The organism is Streptomyces albofaciens JCM 4342 (assembly GCF_008634025.1).
Classification (GTDB): Bacteria; Actinomycetota; Actinomycetes; order Streptomycetales; family Streptomycetaceae; genus Streptomyces; species Streptomyces albofaciens.
On sequence record NZ_PDCM01000001.1, the window covers coordinates 1,309,844 to 1,335,261 of the forward strand.

Annotated in this window: 21 protein-coding genes; 15 read left to right on the top strand and 6 right to left on the bottom strand. The window is 72.2% G+C overall.

What is annotated here, in order from left to right; all coding sequences use genetic code 11:
• The first annotated feature begins 48 nt into the window (after nt 1-48).
• Both CP973_RS06050 and CP973_RS06055 read left to right on the top strand, forming a co-directional pair.
• Complete coding sequence (locus tag CP973_RS06050) at nt 49-1,449, top strand: nitrate/nitrite transporter (RefSeq protein ID WP_150238241.1); 1,401 nt, start codon at nt 49-51, stop codon at nt 1,447-1,449.
• A 139-nt stretch (nt 1,450-1,588) separates the two neighbouring features.
• Nucleotides 1,589-2,845: a uroporphyrinogen-III synthase gene (locus CP973_RS06055; RefSeq protein WP_244409296.1), complete on the top strand. Its 1,257-nt coding sequence runs from the start codon at nt 1,589-1,591 to the stop codon at nt 2,843-2,845.
• Between the two features lie 153 nt (nt 2,846-2,998).
• Here CP973_RS06055 and CP973_RS06060 read toward each other — a convergent pair whose 3' ends face one another.
• Entirely contained in the window at nt 2,999-3,775 is a 777-nt protein-coding gene (locus CP973_RS06060) for a methyltransferase (protein ID WP_150238243.1), read from the bottom strand.
• Between the two features lie 142 nt (nt 3,776-3,917).
• Here CP973_RS06060 and CP973_RS06065 point away from each other — a divergent pair, with 142 nt between their 5' ends.
• The 6 genes from CP973_RS06065 (at nt 3,918) to CP973_RS06095 (ending at nt 11,418) form a co-directional block, all read left to right on the top strand.
• A complete protein-coding gene (locus tag CP973_RS06065; protein WP_150238245.1) occupies nt 3,918-4,547 on the top strand; it encodes a CGNR zinc finger domain-containing protein in 630 nt (209 codons plus the stop codon).
• 271 nt (nt 4,548-4,818) lie between these two features.
• Complete coding sequence (locus CP973_RS06070) at nt 4,819-5,403, top strand: sigma-70 family RNA polymerase sigma factor (RefSeq protein ID WP_167538270.1); 585 nt, start codon at nt 4,819-4,821, stop codon at nt 5,401-5,403.
• Nucleotides 5,400-6,140: a zf-HC2 domain-containing protein gene (locus CP973_RS06075; RefSeq protein WP_150238249.1), complete on the top strand. Its 741-nt coding sequence runs from the start codon at nt 5,400-5,402 to the stop codon at nt 6,138-6,140. Before CP973_RS06070 ends, CP973_RS06075 begins: the two co-directional genes overlap by 4 nt.
• Before the next feature lie 327 nt (nt 6,141-6,467).
• On the top strand, nt 6,468-8,897 hold the full coding sequence (locus tag CP973_RS06080) for a HelD family protein (protein WP_208853137.1): 2,430 nt from the start codon (nt 6,468-6,470) through the stop codon (nt 8,895-8,897).
• 499 nt (nt 8,898-9,396) lie between these two features.
• On the top strand, nt 9,397-10,830 hold the full coding sequence (locus CP973_RS06085) for an NAD-dependent malic enzyme (protein WP_150238251.1): 1,434 nt from the start codon (nt 9,397-9,399) through the stop codon (nt 10,828-10,830).
• Between the two features lie 306 nt (nt 10,831-11,136).
• Nucleotides 11,137-11,418 carry an HU family DNA-binding protein gene (locus CP973_RS06095; protein WP_004571953.1) on the top strand — a complete coding sequence of 94 codons (282 nt, stop codon included), beginning with the start codon at nt 11,137-11,139 and terminating at the stop codon, nt 11,416-11,418.
• 602 nt (nt 11,419-12,020) lie between these two features.
• Here CP973_RS06095 and murA read toward each other — a convergent pair.
• Nucleotides 12,021-13,367, bottom strand: coding sequence for a UDP-N-acetylglucosamine 1-carboxyvinyltransferase (gene murA, locus CP973_RS06100; protein WP_030600154.1), 1,347 nt, complete (start codon nt 13,365-13,367; stop codon nt 12,021-12,023).
• A gap of 298 nt (nt 13,368-13,665) precedes the next feature.
• On the opposite strand from murA, the gene CP973_RS06105 reads away from it, so the two are divergent.
• Nucleotides 13,666-14,256, top strand: coding sequence for a YqgE/AlgH family protein (locus tag CP973_RS06105; RefSeq protein ID WP_150238253.1), 591 nt, complete (start codon nt 13,666-13,668; stop codon nt 14,254-14,256).
• Between the two features lie 253 nt (nt 14,257-14,509).
• On the opposite strand, the gene CP973_RS06110 is transcribed toward CP973_RS06105, so the two are convergent.
• The 3 genes from CP973_RS06110 to CP973_RS06120 form a co-directional block, all read right to left on the bottom strand.
• Nucleotides 14,510-15,430, bottom strand: coding sequence for a LysR family transcriptional regulator (locus CP973_RS06110; RefSeq protein ID WP_150238255.1), 921 nt, complete (start codon nt 15,428-15,430; stop codon nt 14,510-14,512).
• Nucleotides 15,431-15,567: 137 nt separating this feature from the next.
• Complete coding sequence (locus tag CP973_RS06115) at nt 15,568-15,945, bottom strand: hypothetical protein (RefSeq protein WP_150238257.1); 378 nt, start codon at nt 15,943-15,945, stop codon at nt 15,568-15,570.
• A 14-nt stretch (nt 15,946-15,959) separates the two neighbouring features.
• Nucleotides 15,960-17,216: a helix-turn-helix domain-containing protein gene (locus CP973_RS06120; RefSeq protein WP_150238258.1), complete on the bottom strand. Its 1,257-nt coding sequence runs from the start codon at nt 17,214-17,216 to the stop codon at nt 15,960-15,962.
• 865 nt (nt 17,217-18,081) lie between these two features.
• On the opposite strand from CP973_RS06120, the gene CP973_RS06125 reads away from it, so the two are divergent.
• Nucleotides 18,082-19,263, top strand: a complete 1,182-nt coding sequence (locus tag CP973_RS06125) for an MFS transporter (protein ID WP_150238260.1) — start codon at nt 18,082-18,084, stop codon at nt 19,261-19,263.
• Complete coding sequence (locus CP973_RS06130; RefSeq protein WP_030184509.1) at nt 19,250-19,543, top strand: DUF3039 domain-containing protein; 294 nt, start codon at nt 19,250-19,252, stop codon at nt 19,541-19,543. Before CP973_RS06125 ends, CP973_RS06130 begins: the two co-directional genes overlap by 14 nt.
• 160 nt (nt 19,544-19,703) lie before the next feature.
• On the opposite strand, the gene CP973_RS39865 is transcribed toward CP973_RS06130, so the two are convergent.
• Nucleotides 19,704-20,129, bottom strand: coding sequence for an SSI family serine proteinase inhibitor (locus tag CP973_RS39865; protein WP_167538271.1), 426 nt, complete (start codon nt 20,127-20,129; stop codon nt 19,704-19,706).
• A 298-nt stretch (nt 20,130-20,427) separates the two neighbouring features.
• Between CP973_RS39865 and CP973_RS06140 the strand changes: the two genes are divergently transcribed.
• From CP973_RS06140 to CP973_RS06155, 4 genes are all read left to right on the top strand, one after another.
• Entirely contained in the window at nt 20,428-21,726 is a 1,299-nt protein-coding gene (locus CP973_RS06140; RefSeq protein WP_150238264.1) for an extracellular solute-binding protein, read from the top strand.
• Nucleotides 21,723-22,682, top strand: a complete 960-nt coding sequence (locus CP973_RS06145; protein ID WP_150238266.1) for a carbohydrate ABC transporter permease — start codon at nt 21,723-21,725, stop codon at nt 22,680-22,682. Before CP973_RS06140 ends, CP973_RS06145 begins: the two co-directional genes overlap by 4 nt.
• A gap of 50 nt (nt 22,683-22,732) precedes the next feature.
• Nucleotides 22,733-23,599: a carbohydrate ABC transporter permease gene (locus CP973_RS06150; protein WP_150243187.1), complete on the top strand. Its 867-nt coding sequence runs from the start codon at nt 22,733-22,735 to the stop codon at nt 23,597-23,599.
• 64 nt (nt 23,600-23,663) lie between these two features.
• The gene (locus CP973_RS06155) at nt 23,664-25,376 is read left to right on the top strand and encodes a beta-N-acetylhexosaminidase (RefSeq protein ID WP_150238268.1); all 1,713 of its coding nucleotides are present in this window, start codon (nt 23,664-23,666) and stop codon (nt 25,374-25,376) included.
• The last annotated feature ends 42 nt before the right edge of the window (nt 25,377-25,418 follow it).

Sequence of the window (25,418 nt, forward strand, 5' to 3'; positions counted from 1 at the left end):
CCCTCCCTAGCGTCCGGTACGGCGACATGACGCGAGCTGGGAGGCGCGATGACAGGCACGGCAACGGCTACGGGCGGACCTCCGGTGCCGCCCCCCGCGCGGGGAGCGGGCCGCTGGATCGAACGGTGGGACCCGGAGGACCCGGTCTTCTGGGCGGAGCACGGACGGCGGATCGCCCGGCGCAACCTGGTGCTCTCCATCGTCTGCGAGCACATCGGGTTCTCCGTGTGGAGCCTGTGGTCGGTCCTGGTCCTGTTCCTGGGGCCGGAGTACGGCATCGACGCGGCCGGGAAGTTCTTCCTGGTGGCGGTGGCGACGCTGGTGGGGGCGGTGCTGCGGGTGCCGTACACCTTCGCGGTCGCGCGGTTCGGCGGGCGCAACTGGACGGTGTTCAGCGTGGCGCTGCTGCTGGTCCCCACCGCCGCCGCGGCGTTCGCGCTGCGGCCGGGCACCCCGTACCCGGTCTTCCTGATGGTCGCGGCGCTGGCCGGGGTCGGCGGCGGCAACTTCGCCTCGTCCATGACGAACATCAACTCCTTCTACCCGCTGCGGAAGAAGGGCTGGGCGCTCGGCCTGAACGCGGGCGGCGGCAACCTCGGCGTGCCCGTGGTCCAGCTGCTCGGCCTGCTCGTCATCGCCACCGCGGGCGCGGCCCACCCACGGCTCCTGCTCGCCGTCTACCTGCCGCTGACCGTGGCCGCCGCGGTGCTGGCGGCGCTGTTCATGGACAACCTGCGGCCGGTGCGCAACGACACCGGCGCCGCCCGGGACGCGGCCCGCGACCCGCACACCTGGCTCGTCTCGCTGCTCTACCTCGGCACGTTCGGCTCCTTCATCGGCTACGGCTTCGCCTTCGGCCTCGTCCTCCAGGCCCAGTTCGCGCGCACGCCCCTCCAGGCGGCGTCGCTGACCTTCATCGGGCCGCTGCTCGGCTCGCTGGTGCGGCCGGTGGGCGGCCGGCTGGCGGACCGCTACGGCGGAGCCCGGATCACCCTGGTGAACTTCGCGGCGATGGCCGCCGCCACCGGCGTGGTGATCGTGGCGTCCGCGCGGCACTCGCTGCCCGTCTTCCTCGCCGGCTTCGTCGCCCTGTTCGCGCTGTCCGGGCTCGGCAACGGCTCCACGTACAAGATGATCCCCGGCATCTTCCACGCCAAGGCGCTGGCGAAGGGCCTGACGGGAGCGGCCGCGGCGGCCCACGGGCGGCGGCTGTCCGGTGCGGCGATGGGCCTGATCGGCGCGGTCGGCGCGCTCGGCGGACTGGGCATCAACCTCGCCTTCCGCGAGGCGTTCGAGGCGGCCGGGACGGGCACCCCGGCGTTCGTGGCCTTCCTCGGCTGCTACGCGCTGTGCTCCGCGGTGACCTGGACCGTATACCTGAGGCGGGCGGCGCCCACCGCGCCCGTACGGACACCGGAGGCGTCCGAGCCCGCACTCGCGGAGGTGTGACGCGCGGGGCCCCGGGTGCCCGCGGCGGTCCGTAACAGCTGGGAAATACTGCGGGAGCGAGCCTGTCACCGGCGGTTGGCAGGCTCGGACCTCCACGATGCCCGGCGGCACCGGAGCCGGGACGAGCCAGGGACGGACGATGGACGAGGGCGAGCACGAGCACGACGAGCGGCGGGACGACGGCGCGCGGCACGGCGGACGGGACGGCGCACCGGACGGCGGGCGGCAGCGCGACGGCCGGGCGCGGGCCGGGGCGGCCGGACCCGGCGGCGTACGGCCGCTGGACGGGTTCACCGTCGGGGTGACCGCGGCCCGCCGGGCCGAGGAGCTGGGCGCCCTGCTCGAACGGCGCGGCGCCCAGGTCCTGCACGCCCCCGCGCTGCGCATCGTGCCGCTGCCGGACGACGCGGAACTGCTCGCCGCCACCAAGGACCTGATCGACCGGGCGCCCGACGTGGTGATCGCGACCACCGCGATCGGCTTCCGGGGCTGGATCGAGGCGGCGGAGGGCTGGGGGCTCGGCACGGCGCTGCTCGGCCGGCTCGGCGCGGTCGAACTGCTCGCCCGCGGCCCGAAGGTCAAGGGCGCCATCCGCGCGGCCGGGCTGACCGAGACCTGGTCGCCGACGTCCGAATCGCTGGCCGAGGTGCTGGACCGGCTCCTGGAGGAGGGCGTTCGCGGGCGGCGGGTGGTCATCCAGCTGCACGGCGAACCGCTGCCCGGCTTCGTCGAGTCGCTGCGGGCGGGCGGCGCCGAGGTGGTCGGTGTCCCGGTGTACCGGTGGATGCCGCCCGCCGACATCGGGCCCGTCGACCGGCTGCTGGACGCGGCGGTCGGCCGCGGCCTGGACGCGGTCACCTTCACCAGCGCGCCGGCCGCCACCTCACTGCTGCGCCGCGCCGAGGAGCGCGGCATGCGCGACGAGCTGCTGCGCGCGCTGCGGCACGATGTGCTGCCCGCCTGTGTCGGACCGGTCACCGCGCTGCCGCTGGAGGCCCACGAGGTGACCACGTACCAGCCCGAACGCTTCCGGCTCGGCCCGCTGGTCCAGCTCCTGTGCCAGGAACTGCCGCACCGCAGCCGCCCGTTGACGGTCGCCGGGCGGCGGCTGGAGCTGCGCGGGCAGGCCGTCCTGGTCGACGGTGACCTGCGGCCCGTGCCCCCGGCGGGCATGGCGCTGCTGCGGGCGCTGGCCCGCAGGCCCGGCTGGGTGGTCTCCCGCGCCGACTTGCTGCGCGCGCTGCCGGGGGCCGGACGCGACGAGCACGCGGTGGAGACGGCGATGGCCCGGCTGCGCAGCGCGCTGGGGGCGCCGAAGCTGATCCAGACGGTGGTCAAGCGGGGGTACCGGCTGGCGCTGGACCCACGGCTGGGGGCCAAGTACGGCGACACGTGACGTAGCGCTCGTACGCCGGCGTCCGGCCCCGACCCGTACGTCTGCGTCCGGGGCTCCGGCCGTACGTCAGCGTCCGGGACCCCGGCCCGCACAACCCGGATCCGGGCACCGCCCCGTAGGGCCGTGCCCGGCCGCCCGCCGGCCCGCCCGCCGCTATGCCGGGTTCGACACCCGGATCTTCGACTGGCCGTGCGGCCGGGTCTCCCAGTCCTCCATGAACCGGGCCTCCAGCCCGTGCTTGCGGGCCAGCGCGAGCAGCGTCTCGGTGCGGTAGTAGAAGTCCTCGCGCAGCACCTGGTGCTCGGCGCCCTCGGTGCGGTCGAAGGTGAAGTCGAAGAACCCGCCCGGCGCCAGGATGCGGCCGACGTGCCGCAGGCCCTCGTCGATGACGGACAGCGGCGAGTGGGAGAAGACGCTGTGCGCGTGCACCACGTCGAAGTGCGCGTCCGGCAGGAAGTCGAACGTCAGGTCCTGGGTGACCGTCAGATGCGGCAGCTTGTCCTGGAGTTCGTAGGTGACCAGCGTCTTCTTGGCTGCGACGAGGATGTCGGGGGAGATGTCGATGCCGTAGTAGTTGCCGCTGTCGAGGTATTCGATGAAGCGCCAGCCGGCCCGCAGGTTGCCGCAGCCGATGTCCAGCATCCGCATCTCCGGCCGCAGGCCGTGTTCCTTCAGGTAGGCGAACTGCATCTCGCCCAGCGCCAGCCACCGTTCGTGGCTGCGGCTGCCGACCGCCGCCTCCGGGCTGCGTCCGGCGTCGGAGGCCATCACGGCGCGGTAGTACGCGATGTGGTCGGGGTGCTTCAGGCGCAGCCAGCCGTCCCGGGCGGTGCGCTTGAGGTACGGCCCGATGCGATCGGGGTGGTTGATCGCGTAACGGACCTTGTGCGTCAGGCTGGAGCGGTTCTTGAGCAGGGTCTTGGCCGACATGGCCCGGACTATACAGCAGATGTATACGCGCGATGTATAGATCGTCCGCGGCGCGGCGCGCGGCGGTGCCGAGGGTTCCGGCCCCGGGCCGTGCCGGGCACTCTGATAGGGCAAGGGTTGTCTCCCAGAGAGTGACGGGCACATGGCGGCGCCTTTTGACCTGCGGTTCGACTGCGGGCGGATCTGCCTGGACCTGATGGCCACGACCGGCCGCGCCACCGAACGCCTGGCCGGCCCCGAACACTTGGCGGCCTGGCTGGTGGGTTCGGGTGTCGTCCCCGGCGGCGCCCAGCTCGGCGCCGTCGACCGCGGCTGGGTCGTGCGCTTCCGGACGCTGCGCGAACTGCTGCGCCGCGTCGTCCACGACGAACTGCGCGGCCGGGCCGCCGAGGCCGACCTGCGCCTGCTCAACGCGGCCGCCGCCGCGGCGGTGCCGCCCGCCCGCGCCGTACGCGCCGAGGACGGCGCCCTGGTGCGGGCGTTCGCCGGGCCGCCCGACTGCGCCGGGCTGCTGGCGGCGGTCGCGCGGGACGCCATAGGGATGCTGACCGACGCGGCGGCGCGCGGCCAACTGCGGCAGTGCGAGGGCGAGAGCTGCTCACTGGTGTACCTGGACACCTCGCGCGGCCGGCGGCGCCGGTGGTGCTCCAGCGAGGTGTGCGGCAACCGGGAGCGGGTGGCGCGGCACCGCAGGCGGGCCACCCGCCGGATGGACGGCGCGGTTGCGGAGGCGAAGGCGGTGGGCGGGGCGCCCGTCGCCGGGGTCGGCTGAGCACATTCCGTACGACCTCGCGCACGGGCGCGCGAACGCCCGCCGGGCCCCGCGCTCGATTCCCCCCGGTACCCGCCGGATTCGCCCGTCCGGAACTGAGTCGGCGCGGGTCCGTATCCGTACTTCCGGCTGAAAGGGCCTGGCCCAGCAGGGGAACCGAGACGAGGAGGCCGGACATGCGCGAGCCCAGCCACGGACGGCGGGACGAGGTGAGCGACGGTGCGGACGGCGACCGCTGTGACACCGGCGACGCGCGTGAGGGCTGATACGCATGCGCAGCGAATGTCCGATCCGCGCTATCGACCCGGGAGTTGGCGTGCGCAAGGATGCCGTCGTGGCAGACAGTACGGCGCCGGACGAGGAGCTGATGCGGGCCCTCTACGAGGAGCACGCCGGCCCGCTGCTCGCCTTCGTGCTGCGCCTGGTGGCCGGCGACCGGCACCGGGCGGAGGACGTGGTGCAGGAGACCCTGCTGCGGGCCTGGCGCAACGCCGACCGGCTCCAGCACGCGACCGGCTCCCTCCGCCCCTGGCTGGTGACCGTCGCCCGGCGCATCGTCATCGACAGCCACCGCAGCCGTCAGGCCCGCCCTCAGGAGGTCGACGCCGCTCCCCTGGAATCGATGCCGGCCGCCGACGAGATCGACCGGGCCCTGCGCCTGATGACGATCACCGAAGCGCTCGGCGACCTCAGCCAAGCCCACCGAGAGGCCCTGATAGAGACCTATTTCAAGGGACGTACCGTCAGCGAGGCGGCCGAGGTGCTGCACGTACCGGCCGGGACCATCCGGTCCCGCGTCTTCTACGCGCTGCGCTCCCTGAAGCTCTCGCTCGAAGAACGAGGAGTGACGGCGTGACGCGGCCCAGCGAACCCGTGGAACACACCGACGTCGGCGCCTACGCGCTGGGCGTCCTGGGCGACGCCGAGGCGGCCCGCTTCGAGGAGCACCTGGCCGGCTGCGACCGGTGCGCCGCCGAACTGGACGACCTCATGGACCTGCCGCCCCTGCTCGCCGACGTCCGGGAGTCCGCGCCCGACACGGAGGCGGTCGTCGCGGTGCCCGGCCCCGCCGTCCTGGAAGGGCTGCTGGCCGAGGCCGGCGCGGCCCGCCGGACCCGGCGCCGGCGCCGCCTGTACCTGGTCGCCGCCGCCGCGGTGCTCGTCGCCGGCGGCCCCTTCGCCACGTACGCGCTGATCTCGGGGGACGCCGAGGAGGCCCCCGAACACCTGGCGAGCTACGCCCGCACGATGTACGAACACGGCGAGAAGGCCGGCACCGTCGACCCGGTGACCAAGGTCGCCGCCAGCGTCTCCATGGAGCGCAAGCCCTGGGGCACCCACGTCGCCCTCAAGCTGGGCAACGTCCGCGGCCCCCTGACCTGCGACCTGGTCGCGGTCGGCAAGAGCGGCGCCGAGCAGACCGTGACGACCTGGGCGGTGCCCCCGGGCGGCTACGGCATCAAGGACGGCGCCGCCAAGTGGAACAAGGAACCCCTCTACACGCACGGCGGCTCGGCCATGAACCGCTCCAACATCGACCGCTTCGAGGTCCGCACTCTGGACGGCAGGCGGCTGGCCGAGATCAAGGTCTGACCGGCCGCGCGCCGTAGGCCACGCGCCACCGGCCGCGCCCCACCGGGCAGGCGCCACCGGTTACGCGCCATCGGTTCATCGGTCGAGCGACACCGGCCGCCGCCCGCGCGGAGCCCGTGGCCCCGCCTCCCGGCCCATGTCCTCCCGTATCGGGGCCCACCCCTGCCCTCATAACAGAACGGAGCCGCTGATTCCGCGCGGGACGCCCACCCGAGCTGCCCGGTTTGGTCCCGCCCGGTGGTGATTTGGTCCTTCGGGTCAGGTGCGCCCGGTGCCCGGTTCGCGTACGGTTGACGGCTGCCCTACGCACAGAAGAAGGGGGCCTGGGTGGCCGCGCAGAATGCCACGCACGCGCCGGACTCCGTCGACGACGCCCTGCCGGAGCGCACACGCGACCGCGAGATCGCGTCCGAACAGGAGCATCTCGACCGCGTCTACCAGCGTCTTGAGGAGAAGATCCACGAGGCCGAGTTCCTCATGGACGACGCCGCCAAACGCGGCCAGGTCGGCACGCCCGGCGCGCTCGCCGAGCGGGACGCCCAGGTCTTCCAGGCCGGCGCCCATCTGAACCGGCTCAACTCCGAGTACGAGGACTTCCTCTTCGGCCGGATCGACCTGCTCCTCGGCAAGGACGGCAAGAAGGGCCCGGACGGCGCGTACACCTCCGTCGAACCGGCCGACGGCGCCATCGCCGACGGCCGCGCCGAGATCGCCGAGACCCTGCACATCGGCCGCCTCGGCGTGCTGGACGCCGACTACAGCCCGCTGGTCATCGACTGGCGCGCGCCCGCCGCCGCCCCCTTCTACCGGGCCACCCCGGTCGCCCCCGGCCGTGTCGTACGCCGCCGGGTCATCCGCTCCAAGGGCCGCCGCGTCCTGGGCGTCGAGGACGACCTGATGCGCCCGGAGATCACCGCGACGCTGAACGGCGCCGAACTGCCCGCGGTCGGCGACGGCGCGCTGATGGCCGCGCTGGGCCGGGCCCGCAGCCACACGATGCGCGACATCGTCGCCTCCATCCAGGCCGAGCAGGACATGGTCATCCGGGCCCCCGCCGCCTCCGTCACGGAGGTCGAGGGCGGCCCCGGCACCGGCAAGACCGCGGTGGCGCTGCACCGCGCCGCCTACCTCCTCTACCAGGACCGCCGCCGTTACGCGGGCGGCATCCTCATCGTCTCCCCGACGCCGCTGCTCGTCGCGTACACCGAAGGCGTCCTGCCCTCCCTCGGCGAGGAGGGGCAGGTCGCCATCCGCGCGCTGGGCTCGCTGGTGGACGGCGCGGAAGCCACCGCCTACGACTCCCCGGCCGTGGCCCGCATCAAGGGCTCCAGCCGGATGCAGAAACTGCTGCGCAAGGCGGCGCGCGGGGCCCTGGAGCTGGCCGGGGCGGCGGCCGCGGGGGCCGCCGGCGCCACGCCGGCCGACGGCCAGCTCGCCTTCGGCGAGGAGGCCGAGGGAGCGGCTCAGGCGGCCCCCGCCGGCCCGCCGGACCGGCTGCGGGTGGTCGTCTTCGGCGCCCGTATCGAACTGGACGCCAACGAGCTGCACCGCATCCGGCAGTCCGCCCTCGGCGGCACCGCGCCCGTCAACCTGCTGCGCCCGCGCGCCCGCCGCCTCATCCTGGACGCCCTGTGGTCCAAGTCCGGCGGCCCCAAGCGCTACACGGACCCCGAGCTGGCCGCCGAGGCCCGCCAGGCGTTCGACGAGGACATCACCGCCGAGCCCGATTTCCAGGACTTCCTGGACGCCTGGTGGCCGGAGCTGACCCCGCGCGGCGTCCTGGCCGCCATGGCCGACGAGCGCCGGCTCGGCCGCTGGGCGCGCCGGGTGCTCAACCAGCGCGAGGTGCGCAAGCTGGCCCGCTCCCTGAGCCGTCTGGACGACAAGGGCCAGGGCCCGCTGTCGGTGCACGACGTGGCGCTGCTGGACGAGCTGCAACTGATCCTCGGCGCGCCGCCGAGGCCCGCCAGGCCGCGTGAGGCCGACCCGCTGGACCAGCTCACCGGCCTGGAGGAGCTGAGCACGTACGCCGACCGGATGTCCGGGGGCGGGCGCAGCCGCCGCGAGCGCCTGGAGGAGGAGCGCACGGACTACGCCCACGTCATCGTCGACGAGGCGCAGGACCTGACCCCCATGCAGTGGCGGATGGTCGGCCGCCGCGGCCGGCACGCGACCTGGACGGTGGTCGGCGACCCCGCGCAGTCGTCCTGGTCCGATCCGGACGAGGCCGCCGCCGCCCGCGACGAGGCGCTGGGCACCCGCCCCCGCCGCCGCTTCACCCTCACCGTCAACTACCGCAACCCGGCGGAGATCGCGGAGCTGGCGGCACGCGTGCTGGCGCTGGCGATGCCGGGCATGACGGCGCCGGAGGCGGTCCGCTCCACGGGCCTGACGCCGCGCTTCGTGGTCGCCGACGACACCGATCTGGCCGGTTCCGTACGGGACGCGGCCCGGCGGCTGCTGGACGAGGTGGACGGCACGGTCGGCGTCGTGGTGGCGATGGACCGCCGCGCGGAGGCCCGCCGCTGGGTGGCGGAGCTGGGCGACCGGGTGGTGGCGCTGGGCTCGCTGGAGGCCAAGGGCCTGGAGTACGACGCGACGCTGGTGGTCTCGCCCGCCGAGATCGCCGACGAGTCGCCGGCCGGGCTGCGGGTGCTGTACGTGGCGCTGACCCGGGCCACCCAGCAGCTGACCGTACTGTCCGGAGCGCGGGACGAACCGGACGAGGACGGGGTGCCGGACCTGCTGAGGGACTGACCGCGGACGATCCACCGGGCCGGGCGGGGAGTCTCCGCAGGGCCGGGCGGGGGAGTCCCGCGCCGCCGGGAAAGAAGGTGGCGGGACGGGATTCGCTTCCAGGGATGGTTTGTTAGCCTTGGTGGTGGCACCGGCCCGATCCAAGCCCCCGGGCCCAACCATAGTCGCTACGAGCGACCACTTGCCGCGAGGCGAGCATGGCGGGTCGGTGTCACTGAAGCACCCCGACGGGCGCCTTCCGATCACTTCGGAAGGCGCCCGTCGCCGTTCGCGCACCAGCGTCGTCGCCGTTCGCGCACCGTTCATCCGTGGTTGGCGGCCGGGTCTTCCGCCTGCCGAGGTTCTCTCGTAATGTGGAAGAACATTTCCGTAAACGGGGGCTGGTTACCGTGTACCGGCTGGTAGGTGGGACGATCGGTCCTCGCGCTCCGGCCCGGTCCCGCCGTGGACCCCGGAGCGGCGCGCAGAGAGAAACAAGGGAAAGCAGAGGAAGTCGGCCATGGCAACGGCGCCTAGCGTCTCGTATTCGATGACGGTGCGGCTGGAGGTTCCCGCGAGCGGTACGGCGGTCAGCCAGCTCACCACGGCCGTGGAGTCCTCGGGCGGCTCCGTCACCGGCCTCGACGTGACCGCCTCCGGCCACGAAAAGCTCCGTATCGATGTCACCATCGCCGCGACCTCCACCGCCCACGCGGACGAGATCGTCGAGAAGCTGCGCGGCATCGAGGGCGTCGCGCTCGGCAAGGTCTCCGACCGTACGTTCCTGATGCACCTCGGCGGCAAGATCGAGATGCAGTCCAAGCACCCGATCCGCAACCGTGACGACCTGTCCATGGTCTACACCCCCGGCGTCGCCCGGGTCTGCCAGGCCATCGCCAACAACCCCGACGACGCCCGCCGCCTGACCATCAAGCGCAACAGCGTGGCGGTCGTCACCGACGGCTCCGCCGTGCTGGGCCTGGGCAACATCGGCCCCAAGGCCGCGCTGCCCGTCATGGAGGGCAAGGCGGCCCTCTTCAAGCGCTTCGCCGGCATCGACGCCTGGCCGCTGTGCCTGGACACCCAGGACACCGACGCGATCGTGGAGATCGTCAAGGCCATCGCCCCCGGCTTCGCGGGCATCAACCTGGAGGACATCTCCGCGCCCCGCTGTTTCGAGATCGAGGCCCGGCTGCGCGAGGCCCTGGACATCCCGGTCTTCCACGACGACCAGCACGGCACCGCCATCGTGGTGCTCGCCGCGCTGACCAACGCGCTGCGCGTGGTGGGCAAGAAGACCGAGGACGTACGGGTCGTGATGTCCGGCGCCGGGGCGGCCGGCACGGCCATCCTCAAGCTGCTGATCGCGGCCGGCGTCCGGCACGCCGTCGTCGCCGACATCCACGGCGTGGTGCACGCGGGCCGCGAGGACCTCGTCGGCGCCGACCCCGACTCGCCGCTGCGCTGGATCGCCGACAACACCAACCCGGAGGGCGAGACCGGCACCCTCAAGGAGGCCATCGTCGGCGCCGACGTCTTCATCGGCGTCTCGGCGCCCAACGTCCTCGACGGCGACGACGTGGCCAAGATGGCCAAGGGCGCGATCGTGTTCGCACTCGCCAACCCGGACCCCGAGGTGGACCCCGCGATCGCGCGGCAGACCGCCACCGTCGTGGCCACCGGCCGCTCCGACTTCCCGAACCAGATCAACAACGTGCTGGTCTTCCCGGGCGTCTTCCGCGGCCTGCTGGACGCCCAGTCCCGTACGGTGAACACGGACATGATGCTGGCCGCGGCCGGTGCCCTGGCGGACGTCGTCCTGGACGACGAGCGCAACGCGAACTACATCATCCCCAGCGTCTTCAACGAGAAGGTCGCGGGCGCGGTGGCCGGTGCGGTGAAGGAAGCCGCGAAGGCCGCCGGGGAGGCTGTGACGGCCGCCACGACGGCCTGACGCCCGGCGCGTCGCGTGCCACCGGGCCTGTGGGCCCCCCATAGGGTGGCGGGCAGCAAACGGTCGCCACCCTGCGGGGCCGGCCCGGTGAGGCACGGTGCGGGACGTCACCACTATGAGGCAGTGGCGCTTTTCGTGTGACCCTCCTGGGTGCCGGATTGGCTTTACCGCCGCAGGTGGGGGCAGGATGCGTACCCGGGCGCGAGGGTCTGTCAGCAGACCCGGGTCCGGGCACCGTCCAAGGGCCCTGGCAGCATCGGCTTCGATCTCACGCCTCATTGGCAAGAAGAACACGGGAGTACAAACATGAACCGCAGTGAGCTGGTGGCCGCTCTGGCCGACCGCGCCGAGGTGACCCGCAAGGACGCCGACGCCGTTCTGGCCGCGCTCGCCGAGACCGTCGGCGAGGTCGTCGCCAAGGGCGACGAGAAGGTCACCATCCCCGGCTTCCTGACCTTCGAGCGCACCCACCGTGCCGCTCGTACCGCGCGTAACCCGCAGACCGGCGACCCGATCCAGATCCCGGCCGGCTACAGCGTGAAGGTCTCCGCGGGCTCGAAGCTCAAGGAAGCCGCCAAGGGCAAGTAAGCCGCTGGGGCCGCAGGCCCCGGTCACCAAAGGCGTGCGGGCGGCCGTTCCCCCCGGGGGAACGGCCGCCCCTTTGCGTGTCCGGAGCCCGCGGCGGGCCCCAGGAGGGCCGGAAATGGGGCCTGTGGGGCCCTTGTGCCGCCTGTTGCTCTACAGGGCCGTAGAGGGCGATGAGGGGGTTCGGGTGTGGGGGGGTGGCCTGGGGTGCGTACGAGGGGGTGCGAGGCCGGGCGGGGCGGCCGGGTGGAGGCCGGGCGGGGCGGCCGGGTCAGGGCCGTACGGCGGTGGGGCGGCGGCCCGGGGCCGTATGGCGGTGGGACGGCGGTCCCAGCCCGGGGCCGTACGGCGGTGAGGGGGCCGCCCGGGCCCGGGGCGATCGGCCCGAGCCGTATACCCGTCGAGGGCCACCCAATCCGCTCGGCCGCTCCGCCGTCCCGTCGCAAGCGCAACGCGCCGGAGCTGGAGGGGCCGCCGGGAACCGACCGAAAGGCTCCGATTCAATCATTCGCTCACGCAAATGTGGGCATCGGTCGCACCGAGCACGAAGGGGCGGCCACCCGAGTGGGTGGCCGCCCCTTGCGTCAGATCCTCCGGCGCGCCGATCAGGCGTCGAGCGCCCCGTTCGGCAGCTCCACGTGCGCCCCCAGGCTCACGAGCTTCTCCATGAAGTTCTCGTAGCCCCGGTTGATCAGGTCGATGCCGTGCACCCGGGAGGTGCCCTGCGCCGCGAGGGCGGCGATCAGGTACGAGAAGCCGCCGCGCAGGTCGGGAATGACCAGGTCGGCGCCCTGCAGCTTGGTCGGCCCGGAGACCACGGCCGAGTGCAGGAAGTTGCGCTGCCCGAAGCGGCAGGCGCTGCCGCCCAGGCACTCGCGGTACAGCTGGATGTGCGCGCCCATCTGGTTGAGCGCCGAGGTGAAGCCGAGCCGGGACTCGTACACCGTCTCGTGGACGATGGACAGGCCGGACGCCTGCGTCAGGGCGACCACCAGCGGCTGCTGCCAGTCGGTCTGGAAACCGGGGTGCACGTCGGTCTCCAGGGCGATCGCGTCCAGCGAGCCGCCCGGGTGCCAGAAGCGGATGCCCTCGTCGTCGATCTCGAAGGCGCCACCGACCTTGCGGTAGGTGTTCAGGAAGGTCATCATCGAGCGCTGCTGCGCGCCGCGCACGTAGATGTTGCCCTCGGTGGCCAGCGCCGCGGACGCCCAGGAGGCCGCCTCCAGGCGGTCCGGGATGGCGCGGTGGTTGTAGCCGCCGAGCTTGTCGACACCGGTGATCCGGATGGTCCGGTCGGTGTCCATGGAGATGATCGCGCCCATCTTCTGCAGCACGCAGATCAGGTCCTCGATCTCCGGCTCCACGGCCGCGTTCGACAGCTCGGTGACGCCCTCCGCCAGGACGGCGGTCAGCAGCACCTGCTCGGTCGAGCCGACGGACGGGTACGGCAGGCGGATCTTGCAGCCGCGCAGCCGCTGCGGGGCCTCCAGGTACTGGCCGTCCGCCCGCTTCTCGATGGTCGCGCCGAACTGGCGCAGCACGTCGAAGTGGAAGTCGACCGGCCGGCCGCCGATGTCGCAGCCGCCCAGGCCCGGGATGAAGGCGTGGCCGAGGCGGTGCAGCAGCGGGCCGCAGAAGAGGATCGGGATGCGCGAGGACCCGGCGTGCGCGTCGATGTCCGCGACGTTGGCGCTCTCCACGTGCGACGGGTCGAGGATGAGTTCGCCCGCCTCGTCGCCGGGGCGGACCGTGACGCCGTGCAGCTGCAGCAGGCCGCGTACGACGCGTACGTCGCGGATGTCGGGCACATTGCGCAGTCTGCTCGGGCTGCTGCCGAGCAGGGCGGCGACCATGGCCTTGGGCACGAGGTTCTTCGCGCCGCGAACCCGGATCTCGCCCTCCAGCGGGGTGCCGCCGTGGACAAGCAGTACGTCGTCGGTAGAGACGGTCATGGATCTCGCGTTCCTGGAGACGGACAGGGGGCCAAGGGGAAATGGTAAGCGCGCCGGAGGGGTTGCCCGTAGGCCGGAGCCGGTCCGGGGCATGTAATGGCTTTGTCACAACACCCTGCGCTACCGTCCGCCTTTGTTCTGTAATCGACATTCGGGATGGTCCGTACGGGTGTGTCCCGGTGTGCCGCCCGCGGCGCGGAACCGTGCGCCGGGGCTGCCGTCGTACGCCCTGCGCTGCTCTCGTGCGGGTCCCGCTGTTGACTCCCCGCCACGGCGCGATGTGCGGGATCATGTCCCCATGACCGAGGTGTCCTCGCTCACCGGGCGGCTGCTCGTCGCCACACCGGCGCTCGCCGACCCGAACTTCGACCGCGCGGTGGTGCTCCTGCTCGACCACGACGAGGAGGGGTCCCTCGGCGTGGTCCTCAACCGCCCGACGCCCGTGGGCGTCGGCGACATCCTCCAGCCGTGGGCGCCCCTCGCCGGCGAGCCCGGTGTGGTCTTCCAGGGCGGCCCGGTCTCCCTGGACTCGGCCCTCGGCGTGGCCGTGGTGCCGGGCGGCCCGGAATCGCCGGAGAGCACGCCCGGCGGCGACGGACCGCTGGGCTGGCGCCGCGTGCACGGGGCGATCGGCCTGGTCGACCTGGAGGCGCCCCCCGAACTCCTCTCCACGGTCCTCGGCAGCCTGCGCATCTTCGCCGGCTACGCGGGCTGGGGCCCCGGCCAGCTGGAAGAGGAACTGGCCGAGGGCGCCTGGTACGTCGTCGAGTCCGAACCGGGCGACGTCTCCTCCCCGGACCCGGAACAGCTCTGGAGAGCGGTTCTGCGGCGCCAGCGAAACGAATTGGCGATGGTGGCGACGTACCCGGACGACCCGTCGCTGAACTGACGGCCGGGCCGGCTGTGAACTGAGGGCTGGGCCGACTGTGAACTGACGGCTGGGCCGACTGCGAGCTGAGGGCTTGGCCGATTGTGCACTGCCGGCCCAGCCGACCGTGAACCGACGGGCCGCCACGGGGGGCTGGGGCGGGGGTTCCGTGCGGCCACCCCTGGGTAAGCCCCCGCTGGGGGGGATGTGGCCGAACGGCCTGTAGAGCGGCCCGGTTTGCCCGCGCCCCCACCCCACCCCACCCCCTCGCCCCCTAACTCACCGCCCTCCCCTCCCCACCCATCCCAAAGAACCGTTCCGCCAGGGGATGGGCGCCGCGTGCGGGCAGGGCCAGGCGTACGGTCACCGGCGGCGCGTTCTTCAGGCGTACGAAGCGGATGCCCGGGTGGGTGTGCCGGTGGGCCACCTCCTGCGGCGCCACCCCGATCCCGTGCCCGGCGGCCACCGCCTCCAGCCACTCGTCGAAATTGTCCGCGGTGCAGGCAAGTCGCGGACGCCGGTCCTCGGGCCACAGTTCGGGACGGGTGCTGCCGGTGACGGTGTTCACCACGAGCGGGTGATCCGCCAGCTCACCCCAGTCCAGTACGCGGCGGCGCGCCAAGGGCGCGGCCGCGCCGAGCCGGCCGACGGCGGCGACCCGCGGCTCGTGCAGCAGCACCCGGGTACGGACATCCGCGTCCGGCGGGGCGTCCCCGCGCAGCACCGCGATGTCCGCCTCCCCGGTGTCCAGCCCCGCCAGCGGCGTGTCCCGGCGCACCAGCCGCACCCCGGCCCCGGTCGCCGCTTCGAACGCCGCGTTCAGCCCGGCGCAGGCGGCAGGCAGCAGTGAGGTGAAACCGAGCCGCAACAGTGGCTGCCCGCCGGGCGCCCGCAGCGCGGCGGCCAGGCGGGACAGCAGGGGCGCCAGCTCGGCATGGAGCCGACGGCCGTCGTCGGTCAGCTCGACCCGCCGGGTGGTGCGGTCCAGCAGCCGGGTGGCGAGGGCCTCCTCCAGAGCCCGTACGGTCCGGGTCAGCGTCGGCTGCCCGACCCGCAGCCGGTCGGCGGCATACGTGAAGCTGCGTTCCTCGGCCACGGCCATGAAGGCCCGCAGATGCCGTAGCTCTATACCGTCCAGGCCGTCCGCACCTCGGGGTCCGACCGGGGCCGGGTCCGCGTTCACCGTCTCGTTCATGACGTGTTTCACCCTCCGCTGGAACGGTCCGGCACTCATCCGCAGCTGCTCCTGTCGAGCACGCATGCCTTTGTGCGGGTCACCTTCCCGAACATCCGGAGGATGCTTCGACTTCCCGGGCCGGCTTGGACGAGTGGTCAGCCCAGCGCCTTTTCCCCGATTTCCTCGATGGCTTCAAAGATGTCCGCATCCGTCTCCTGCTGCCAGACCGGGAGATCCGGCCAGTCGGCCACATAGCCAGGCTTCGGGTCCTCGAAGTGCTTGAACATCTGAGCCGTCCAGCAGATCGCGACGAACCGGCTCTTCTGCTCGCGCGACAGTTTCGACGTACGGCCGCCGCTGACCTCGACGAATCGGCGCACCTGCTCGTAAACGGCCCCAGCGGCATCGCGTTCCCATTGCGGTGTGTCATCCCACGGAGTGACGTAGCCCGCCTTGGGCTCACCGGGGAAATGCCGACGCACTCCCGTGATCCAGGCTTCCCGGAACAGTCGTGCACCTTCGGTCTGCGACATGCCAACCTCTCTAGTCACGGTGTGCTCAGCCTGGCGATCTCCGCCCCCAGCTCCGCTACGCGGTGATCGCGGTGCGAGGGGCCGAATTCGTCACACAGGACTCGGAGTCTACGGGCGACGTAGCCGGATGATGAGGCTCGCGCCAGATCGAGGGCTTCGCGGCCGTACGCGACGACCTGTTCCGCGTTCCGGCGCTTCGCGGCGATGACCGCCAGTCCGGTCAGCGCTGCGCCTCTGCGCCGGTACGACTGTCCGGAAGCCAGAGCTGTCTGCCCCAGCGCGCCCTGCAGAGCCTCCTCCGCGCGGTCGAGGCGGCCGAGCTGGACGTAGCACGCCCCTCGCTCTTCCTCCAGGCGCGTACCGTCGAACCGAAGCCATCCACCGTTGGCGCTGTCCCCGGTGAGGTCACGGACGGTCTCGGCCCGGCCCATCGCACGTTCGCACGCGTCCAGATCACCGAGACCGGCGTACGCCTCGGCCTGGACCGACGCGACCCAGTGACGGGTGGAGAGGCCGCTGTCGCCCCTTACCGCGAGCTTTTCGGCCGCGGTGAGCAACTGTGCCGCTTGGCGATAGCGCTGTTCGGACATCTCCACGTACGCGTGGCGTACGAGGGCGCAGGCCCACAGGTCATACGATCCCGCGTCTTTGCCGACCGACGCTGCGAGCGCATACGAGGTGACGGCGTCGGAGTATCGGTCACCGTCGAACGCCACTTCACCGGCCAGTTGAAAGAGGTCGGCAGCTGCGTTCAGCAGTTGACGAGCGCCACCACGATCTCCCGCGAGAGCCTGCGTCAGTGCTGCCAGCCGGTCGCGAACGACGGGGTACACCGAACCTTTGGACCGGGCCATTTGGTAGACCTGCCACAGGTGGCCGTTCATTCTGGCGAAATTGCCGGCCGTTCCCCGGTGGGCAGCTTCCGTGAGGGCGTCTGCCTCATCGACCGGCAGAGCGGACAAGGCCCCGCTGACGGTCAGTATGCGAAGGAATTCGCGGCGGATCATTTCGTCGGCATCTCCCGTGTTCGGAGGGGAACCGGACCGAGGAGGCCCGGTGATTTCCTGTGCTGCCGCTTGTGCCGATGCCAGAAGGCCGTCCAGCTCCGAGAGACCGATCTCAAGGGCGATCGCCAAGCCTCGTCGCTGGGGTGGTTGCGGGGCGATCCTGCCGCTTTCCCAGCGGCAGACCGTCGTGCGGTCCACGCCGAGCAGTTCAGCCAATGTCTCCTGGCTATGGCCCAGGGCCCTGCGCCGGTTTGCGAGTCCCATGAGACTCCTCCCTGCGGTCCGGGCTTCGTGGATGTCCGTGCACGGAGCTGCGTCAAGACTGCCGCATCGATGCCATGGGTTTCCCCGAAACGCCGTTATTTACTCGGAGTTGCTGCACGTGGTGCGGCAAAGAACGGCGAAAGGGCCCGTACATGGCAATCCGAAACGCTGGGCAAGAGCGCAAGCCTGAAGAAAACTCGCGAACGCTTGTTTCGAACGCTGGGCAGCGTGTGCTGATGACGCTGCGCGTGTCCCGTGACTCCGGGCGTACGTGGGAGCGGACCATTACGGTCCGCGAGGGCGACCCAGTAGTGCTCATGGAGGGCCCGCAGTATCCGATGTGCGAGTGCCGACGCTGCACCGGCCGTCATGCAGCCCCCGCACGCTCGCCGTATCCGGCTCCGTGATGCGCTGCACGAACCGGCGCCGACTGCCGTACGACCTGATCGTGGCAGCGCAGAGCAGAGCGCCTGCGGGCCACGTGCATGATGCGGTGCAGTGCCTCTTCTTCGGTCGCCATGAGGGGGACCCACTTCGGCTTCCTGGACTCCCTGGAGTGCGGGCATGCCCTGTGGGCCACCTGGTTGGGAACCGGGACGAAGCTGCTGGGGTTGCCCGACTGTACGGCGACCGGCCCAGGGCCCGGCCCGGCAGGGTGCTGTCTCTTCGCCGGTCACGTCGAGCGCCACACCTGGGAAGTGCCTCGCTGGTGACGCAGCCACGGGCCTCTTTTTCCTTGTCCATCCCCCCACTCATTCCCCCCACGCATAAATCACCCCCACCAACATTTCCCCCACCCCCCGGAGGCCCCCTACGTTTCCCCGGTCGATGCGCCGTAGCAGGAAAACCAGGGGAGTTGACGGCAATGCGCAAGGTCTGGTTGCTGGCTCTGGGGGCGTTCGCCCTCGGGCTGGACGCGTATGTGATGGCGGGGCTGTTGCCCGTGGTCGCGGGTGATCTCCGGACGTCCGTGTCGCTCGTGGGACAGATGGTGACGGTCTTCACCTTGGCGTATGCGATTGCCGCGCCGCTGGTCGCGGGGCTGATGGCGGGGGTGCGGCCGCGGACGGTCATCGTGGTGGCGCTGGCCGTCTTCACGGTGGGGAACGCGGCCACCGCCCTCGCCCCCTCGCTGGGGGCGCTGCTCGCCGCCCGGGTCGTCGCGGGGGCCGGGGCAGGGGTCTACGCGGCGCTGTCCACGGCTGCCGCGTCGGCGCTGGTGCCGGGGGAGCGGCGCGGGCGGGCGCTGGCGCTGGTCATGGGCGGGATGAGTACGGGGACCGTGCTGGGTGTGCCGGTGGGGGTGCTGCTCGCCGGGCACGCGGGATGGCGGTCGACGATGTGGCTGGTCACGGGGTTGGGGGCGGTCGCCCTGGTGGGGCTGGCCGGGCTGCTGCCGCCGGTGCCGGCCGATCCGCCGGTGGCGGCGCGGGCCCGGCTGGCCGCCGTCGCGGACCGGGAGGTGGCGCCGATCGTGGGCGTCTCGTTTCTGGCGGCGGTGGCGAGCCTGGGGCTCTATACGTACCTGGCGCCGGTGCTGGCCTCCGCGGGCGGCGTCGGGGAGGTCGGTCCGTACTTGTGGGCCTGGGGGATCGGCGGGGTGGCGGGAAGCGTGGCCGCCGGGCCGCTGGTGGACCGTACGGGGAAGGCCGCGGCCCTGGTCGGCGGGGTGCTGGTGACGGTCGCCGTGGCCCAGGTGCTGCTGCCGGTGCTGGCCTCCGCCGCGCTGCCGGGCGCGGCCGCGGCCCTGGTGCTCTGGGGCGCGGCGGGCTGGGCGCTCCAGGTGCCGCAGCAGCACCGGCTGCTCGCCCTGCGTGACGACCGCGGCACGGTCGCCCTCGCCCTGAACAATTCGGCCCTCTACCTGGGCAGCGCGGTCGGCTCGGCGCTGGGCGGGCTGGCCCTCGCGGCGGGGGCCGAGGGGTACATGCTGCCGTGGGCGGCGGGTGGTGTCGCGGGCCTCGGACTCGTGCTCCACCTGTGGGCGGGCCGCCGCTCCCGGCACGCCGCGCGCGTCGGTACCCTTGGCGGTTATGAGCACTCTTGAGCCCGAGCGCGGGGCAGGTACGGGGACCCTCGTAGAGCCGACGCCGCAGACGTCGCACGGCGACGGCGACCACGAGCGCTACGCCCACTACGTCCAGAAGGACAAGATCATGGCGAGCGCGCTCGACGGCACCCCCGTCGTCGCCCTCTGCGGCAAGGTCTGGGTCCCGGGCCGTGACCCGAAGAAGTACCCGGTCTGCCCCATGTGCAAGGAGATCTACGAGTCCATGGGCGCCGGTGGCGACAAGGACAAGGGCGGCAAGGACGGCGGCAAGAAGTAGTCCGTCCGGCCGGAGCCGGCGCGCTGCCGCGCGGCTCCCGCCCGCCCTGCGCGTGTCCGGCCCGTTCCCGTACGAGGAGCGGGCCGCGCGCGTTGTGCCGTGGTACCGAGGCCCGGTCCCCGTGTGGGGGCCGGGCCTCGGCCGTACGGTGCGGGGCGCGTCAGTCGCGCCAGGGGGTGAGGTTGAAGATGTCGCCGCTCTCGGCGTTGGCGACGCACTGGTTCGGATAGGTGCGCTGGTAGTAGGTCGTCTTGCCGCGCCACGTGCCGTGGGCGACGACCGTGACCGGCTGGTAGATCCGCGGACAGGCGCGGTGCTCCGCCGGGACGCGGGTGTAGTCGCCGTTGGCCATGGCCAGCTTGAGGCAGGCCCCCGCCGGGTCCGGATGGTCGCCGCCGGCCGGGAAGCAGTACAGGTGGGCGGCGGCGAGGAGGGGCCCGGAGGGGTCGGTGCCCTCGTGGACGGCGATGTGCTGGCGGCCGCCGGTCTGCGGCTGGGCGTGCGCGGCGGCGGGGATGGCCGCGAGGGGCAGCAGCCCCAGGGCGGCGGCGGTCAGCAGGGCGGTGCGTACGGGTCTGGCGCGCATGGATGCGGTCGGTCCTTTGTGTGAAGTGCGGCTGGGTGCTGCTGTCAGGGGCTGCGGCCGGGAGCCGGTTCCTCGCGGGGCGCCCGGTGCTGCTTCTGGTAGCAGAGGAGGGACATCTGATTCATAGATAGACGTACCGGGACCAAACGGCCGCGATTGTGGGCCAGTGGCGGCGTGTCGCCCGCGCCGTTGCCTGATCGGCTCTTGTCGGGGAGCGTCGGCGCGCTTAGCCTCCTGAGGATTGTGCATGGCGAAACGCCCGTTGCGTATGCTGCAACGTTCCTTCAGGGGGTCCCCAATGCAGCTCTCCGCCCGAACAGCCGCCCGCGCGGCAGCACTTGTCCTCGCCGTCGCCACCGCCGCCGGCTGCGCCCCGTCCACCTCCGGCGGCGGCGCCAAGGAGGACGCGAAGACCGGCACGCTGCGGGTCTGGCTCTTCCAGGAGGTCAACAACAAGCCCAAGGAAGCGGTCGTCGGCAAGGCGGTGGCCGACTTCGAGGCCGCGCACCAGGGCGCCGACGTCAAGGTCGACTACATCCCGGTCGACACCCGCGCCCAGCGCATCAAGGCCGCCTTCAACGACCCCAAGAGCGCCCCCGACGTGATCGAGTACGGGAACACCGACACCGCCGGGTACGTGCAGGACGGCGGACTGGCCGACGTCAGCCAGGAGTTCGGCGCCTGGAAGGAGGCCAAGGACACCGATCCCACCGCCAGGCAGTCGGTGACCGTGGACGGCAAGATCTACGGCGCGCCCCTGTTCGTCGGCGTACGGGCGCTGTACTACCGCACCGACGTGTTCAAGGAGCTGGGCATCGCCGTGCCCACCACCCAGGACGAGGTCGCCGCTGCCGCGCGCAAGATCCGCGCGGAGCGGCCCGAGCTGTACGGGATCGCCGTCGGCGGCGCGTACACCTACGGCGCGCTGCCCTTCCTCTGGGCGCACGGCGGCGAGCTGGCCACCGGACAGGGCAAGGACTTCACCGCCGCCGTGAACAGCGAGAAGTCGCAGGCGGGCATCAAGGCGTACACGGACCTCTTCGGCGACGCCAACTGCCCGGCCGCCAAGTGCGCGGAGATGGGCGGCAACGACACCGTCGCCGCCTTCGCCGCCGGCAAGGCGGGCATGGCAATCGGCGGCGACTTCAGCCACCAGGCCATGGAGGACGGCAAGGTGAAGGGCAAGTACGCGGTGGTGCCGCTGCCCGGCACCACCAAGGGCTCGATCGCCCCGGCCTTCGCGGGCGGCAACAACATCGGTGTCCTGAAGAGCAGTTCGCACCGCACGCTGGCGGTGGACCTGATGAAGCGGCTGGCCGGCAAGGACACCCAGCGGCGGCTGTTCGACGCGATGGGCTTCCTGCCGACGTACGCCGACGTACGGGCCGAGGCGGCGAAGAAGCAGCCGTTCGTCAAGCCCTTCGTGCGGACGCTGGAAGCGGGTGCCAAGTTCGTGCCGGTCACCCCGGCCTGGGCCGCCATCGACGCCTCGCTGGTACTGCCGACGATGTACCAGGAGATCGTCAGCGGCCGGAAGAACGTCGCCACGGCGTCCGGTGACGCGGCCAAGAAGATGGACGAGGCGTTCAAGAAGTGACGCTCACGGTCAAGGAAGCACGCGCCGGGGGCGGCCGGACGCCGCTCACCGGCGCCCGCCGCGGACGGCCGCCGTCCCGCCGCGGGAGCCGCTGGACACCGTGGCTCTACCTCGCGCCCGCGCTGGTCGTCCTGGGCGGACTGCTGGTCTACCCGATCTACCAGCTCGGTCTGATCTCGTTCCTCCAATACACCCAGGCCCAGGTCAGCGGCGGCGAACCGACCAGCTTCCAGGGGCTGGCGAACTACGCCGAACTGTTCGGGGACGGCCAGTTCTGGCAGGTGCTGCTCGCCACCGTGCTGTTCGCCGCGGCCTGCGTGGTGTGCACGCTGGCGGTCGGCTGCTCGTTCGCGGTCCTGCTCACCCGGATCCGGGCGGTGCCGCGGCTGGCCCTGATGCTGGCCGCGCTCGGCGCCTGGGCCACCCCCGCCATCACCGGCTCCACCGTCTGGGTCTTCCTCTTCGACCCGGACTTCGGGCCGGTCAACCGGGTGCTGGGCCTCGGCGACCTGTCCTGGACCTACGGGCGCTACAGCGCCTTCGCGCTGGTCCTGATGGAAGTCGTGTGGTGCTCGTTCCCGTTCGTGATGGTGACCGTCTACGCGGGCATCCGGGCCATCCCGGGCGAGGTCCTGGAGGCCGCGGCCCTGGACGGCGCGTCGCAGTGGCGCATCTGGCGCTCGGTCATGGCGCCGATGCTGCGGCCGATCCTGGTCGTCGTCACCATCCAGTCCGTCATCTGGGACTTCAAGGTCTTCACCCAGATCTACGTGATGACCAACGGCGGCGGCATCGCCGGGCAGAACCTCGTACTGAACGTGTACGCCTACCAGAAGGCGTTCGCCTCGTCCCAGTACAGCCTGGGCTCGGCCATCGGCATCGTGATGCTGCTGGTCCTGCTGGCCGTCACGCTCGTCTACCTGCGCCTGCTGCGCCGACAGGGGGAGGAACTGTGAGTACGGCCCGTGAGGGAACGGCGCGTACGGCCCGTACGCCGCGGAACCGGGTGGCCACGGCCCGTACGCCGCTGATCCGGCGGCCGTGGCGGCTGGCCGCCGAGGCGGGCGCGCTGCTGCTCGCCGCAGCCGTGGCCTTCCCCCTTTACTGGATGGTGCTGTCCGCCTTCAAACCGGCGGGCGAGGTGCAGTCCACCGAGCCGCTGCCCTGGACGCTGCACCCCTCGCTGGACGCCTTCCGGCGCGTCTTCCAGCAGCAGGACTTCGGGCGGTACTTCCTCAACAGCCTGTTCGTGGCGGGTGTCGTCGTGATCGCCTCCGCGGTGATCGCCTTCCTGGCGGCGACGGCCGTCACCCGATTCCGCTTCCGGTTCCGCACCACCCTGCTGATCATGTTCCTGGTCGCGCAGATGGTGCCGGTCGAAGCGCTGACCATCCCGCTCTTCTTCCTGATGCGCGACGTCGGCGACGCCGTACCGGGCATCGGCCTGAACACCCTCGGCTCACTGATCCTGCCGCACCTCGCCTTCTCCCTGCCCTTCGCGATCTGGATGCTGCGCGGCTTCGTCAAGGCCGTACCCGAGGCGCTGGAGGAGGCCGCCTGTCTGGACGGCGCGTCCCGCTCGCGCTTCCTGTGGCAGATCCTCTTCCCGCTCGTCTTCCCCGGCCTCGTCGCCACCAGCGTCTTCTCCTTCATCAGCACCTGGAACGACTTCCTCTTCGCCAAGTCCTTCATCATCAGCGCGACGGAGAACTCCACGCTCCCGATGGCCCTGCTGGTCTTCTTCAAGCCGGACGAGAACGACTGGGGCGGGATCATGGCGGCGTCGACCGTGATGACCGTGCCCGTGCTGGTGTTCTTCGTGCTCGTCCAGCGCAGGCTGGTGTCGGGCCTCGGCGGCGCGGTGAAGGACTGACGACGCTCTTGACCGCGCGCACCACTCCCGCCCCCCTTCAAGCCCACGACGGAAGGCTCAGCACATGGACGACGCAGTGACGGCGGACGCCGCCCGGGCGGCGACCGGCCTGATACCGCAGCCACGCGAAACCCGCCCGGACGACGGCGCGTTCCTCCTCGGTCCGGGCACCGTCCTGGACGCGGGACCCGGTACGGAGACCACCGCCGCCTGGCTGCGCGGCACCGTCGGCGCCGCGACCGGCCTGCCGCTGCCGCCCGGCGGCGGAGGGCGGAACCGTACGGAAACCGGCGGGGACGGTACGGACCGCGACGGCTCCGGCAGCGGCGTCGTCCGCCTGCGCGTCGACGCGGACACCGCCGACGCGCTCGGCCCCGAGGGCTACCGGCTGACCGTCGACCACAACGGCGTCACCCTCCTCGGCGGCGGCGCGGCAGGCACCTTCTGGGGCGCCCAGACGCTGCGGCAGCTGCTCGGACCCGACGCGCACCGCCGCGCGCCCCTGCGCCCCGGCCACCACTGGCCCGTACCGGCCGTACGCGTCGAGGACGCGCCCCGCTTCGCCTGGCGCGGCATGATGCTCGACGTCGCACGGCACTTCCTGCCGAAGGACGGCGTGCTGCGCTACATCGACCTGCTCGCCGCCCACAAACTCAACGTCCTGCACCTCCACCTCACCGACGACCAGGGCTGGCGCATCGAGATCGAGCGCTACCCGCGGCTGACCGAGGCCGGCGCCTGGCGGGAGCGCACCAAGCTCGGCCACCGGGCCTCACCCCTGTGGGACGACCGTCCGCACGGCGGCTACTACACCCAGGACGACATCCGCGAGATCGTCGCCTACGCCGCCGCGCGGCATATCTCCGTCGTCCCGGAGATCGACATCCCGGGCCACTCGCAGGCCGCCATCGCGGCATACCCGGAACTGGGCAACACCGACGTCATCGACACCAACTCCCTCAAGGTCTGGGACACGTGGGGCGTCAATCCGAATGTACTGGCGCCCACTGACAACACCCTGCGCTTCTACGAAGGGGTCCTGGAGGAGGTCCTCGCCCTCTTCCCCTCCCGCTTCGTGCACATCGGCGGCGACGAGTGCCCCAAGGACCAGTGGCGCGCGTCGCCGTACGCCCAGGCCCGCATCGAGGAACTGGGCGTGGGCGACGAGGACGGCCTGCAGAGCTGGTTCATCCGCCACTTCGACCGCTGGCTCGCCGACCGCGGCCGCCGCCTGATCGGCTGGGACGAGATCCTCGAAGGCGGCCTGGCGCCGGGCGCCGCGGTGTCCTCCTGGCGCGGCTACGCGGGCGGCATCGCCGCCGCGCAGGCGGGCCACGACGTGGTCATGTGCCCCGAACAGCAGGTCTATCTGGACCACCGGCAGCACGACGGCCCCGACGAGCCCGTGCCGATCGGCTACGTACGGACCCTGGAGGACGTCTACCGCTTCGAGCCGGTACCGCCCCGGCTGACCCCGGAACAGGCCGCCCACGTGCTCGGCACCCAGGCCAACGTCTGGACCGAGGTGATGGAGACCCCGCAGCGCCTCGACTACCAGGTCTTCCCGCGGCTCGCCGCGTTCGCCGAGGTCGCCTGGTCCGAGCTGCCGCCGCCCGCGGAGCGCGACCACGCCGGATTCACCCGCCGGATGGCCGCCCACTACCGCCGCCTGGACGCCCTCGGCGTCGACTACCGGCCGCCCGGCGGCCCCCTCCCGTGGCAGCGGCGCCCCGGGTTGCTCGGACGCCCGATCGAGGGGTCGCCCCCAAACGTGTGAGCCGGGGCGGATGCGGGCGGCCGGAGCGGCCGGTTGCTGGGA